The sequence below is a fragment of the Mesoflavibacter sp. CH_XMU1422-2 genome (genome assembly GCF_037029245.1).
GTDB lineage: Bacteria > Bacteroidota > Bacteroidia > Flavobacteriales > Flavobacteriaceae > Mesoflavibacter > Mesoflavibacter zeaxanthinifaciens.
Map to the genome: position 1 here is coordinate 1,091 of NZ_JAYMEE010000066.1, position 1,771 is coordinate 2,861.

Genomic DNA, 1,771 nt, shown 5'->3' on the forward strand with positions numbered 1-1,771 from the left:
TTGAGATTCACTCAGCGTTTTTTTTGCGTTCAGCTATTCAATTCCACGTTTTGATTCCGCAATTTTGGAATTCGATAGAGTAGAAGTGATCAATTCACGTTTTTTAATTCCGCACGAGTTGGTTTCAGCGCACAGTTCCGTTTTACATTTTCAATTCAGCGTTACTTTTCGGTCTCGAGTTTTAAATTCAGTTTCCGTAAAACTTTTTTACGCAAAGTTCTGCTGTTTTCAAAGTTCGGAATTCGCACGATTTTTACGTTTAGTTTTTAATTCCGCTATTGCAACCAACGGTCTCGGCTATGAGTAGTTGCGTGGTTTAGCACTTAACTTTGCAAGTACACACCAAACTGAAAATCCGCGAGGATTTTCAGAAGTAGGCGAGAACAAGCAATTACTTATAGCCATTGTTAGGCAAAGTTATTTATTCTTTATTCGATTCATATAATGCAACAAAATCAGATTCTTTTAATATTCGTAAATTTTGTCCTTTTATTTTCAATTCTTCTGCTTTCAAATGTTTAGAACTTTTCTTTTTTCCTGAAAGTTTACTAATATCTTGGTCTCCTACAACTAAAAGTGTTGTTTTTTTCGTTACGCTGTTTACAACATTGCAACCAATTTCAGATGCAAGTACAGAAGCTTCTCTTCTCGGAATTTGTAATGAACCTGTAAACACTAAAACTTCTCCGAACAAATTTCCATCAGGATTTCCCTCTTTTGAAACAGATTTACTGTAAGTTTTTGCGTTTGCTAAAATTGGATTATTTACTCTTATAAGCCAATCATCAATGGTGTTCTCTTTTTCTTTAATTGCGGAAATTAAAATATGTGCACAAGCTTTAGCATCTTCTAAAGCATCGTGGTGATTAAAAGAGAAATTCAATTTTTTACAAACATTCGCAAGTCCATATCCTTTGTATGCAAATTCTTCCCAACATCTTCGAGCAACTTTTGCTGTATCTATCCAATTATTTTGGATTGCTGGAAGTCCATATTTTTCACAGGTTCTATTTATTGAAACTCTGTCGAAATGAGTATGACAAACACAAACATAATTTTCTAAATTTTGTTTAAGAACCTCATATATTTCTGGGAATTTTGGGCTTTCAATTACATCATCTTCTGTAATGTTGTGTATTGACTCATTCCAAAAGTCAAAATAATCTTCTGGATTTATTAAACTTGACCATTCTTTCTTTATTTGACCGTTTTCATAAATCACAAATCCAATTTGACAAATTGATGCCATATCAGAGTTTGCAGTTTCAACGTCAATAGCTAAAAAGTCCATTAGTTAGCATTTTTTAATTTTTCTAAATCCATTGTAAAGGTTACTATCATTTTTGTTTTTGTACAAGTCAAAACCACTTCCTCATTCATATCAATATTCAAATCTTCTCCTCGAAGTGCTTGCCATTTAGCGATGTAATTTAATGCTCCAATTTTTTCCTTTTTCTTTAAAGCCTTGTCAATTCCGCCTTTATATCCAAGAACTGGTAATTCTCCTCTTTTTGCTTTTTCTGCTAATTCAGGTTCTTTTATTGCTAACGCTCTACCAACTTCATAATTTTTTATCAAGCCTTTGTCTTCTTTTCTCCAAGTTTCTTCCCAAGTCAGATTCTGTCTATCAGGTTCTGAAAAACTTCTGTAAATTTTTGTCATTGTCGTTGGTTTTTAATTTTGCCTAACGGTCTCGTATAACCGTCAGTTACGGGATTAAAGTTAATAATTTTCGGTTAAGAACTGGCGTTAGCAATTCCGAGTGGATTCG

Annotated in this window: 2 protein-coding genes; both read right to left on the minus strand. The window is 33.3% G+C overall.

Annotated features, from left to right (window positions below):
• Positions 1 to 421: 421 nt before the first annotated feature.
• Complete coding sequence (locus WA340_RS11910; protein ID WP_336129235.1) at positions 422 to 1,291, minus strand: exonuclease domain-containing protein; 870 nt, start codon at positions 1,289 to 1,291, stop codon at positions 422 to 424.
• Positions 1,291 to 1,662: a hypothetical protein gene (locus tag WA340_RS11915; RefSeq protein ID WP_336129236.1), complete on the minus strand. Its 372-nt coding sequence runs from the start codon at positions 1,660 to 1,662 to the stop codon at positions 1,291 to 1,293. Before WA340_RS11915 ends, WA340_RS11910 begins: the two co-directional genes overlap by 1 nt.
• Positions 1,663 to 1,771 lie beyond the last annotated feature (109 nt).

Coding starts and splice junctions, on each gene's coding strand:
- WA340_RS11910 (WP_336129235.1), bottom strand. CDS start 1,291: ATGGACTTTTTAGCTATTGACGTTGAAACTGCAAACTCTGATATGGCA.
- WA340_RS11915 (WP_336129236.1), bottom strand. CDS start 1,662: ATGACAAAAATTTACAGAAGTTTTTCAGAACCTGATAGACAGAATCTG.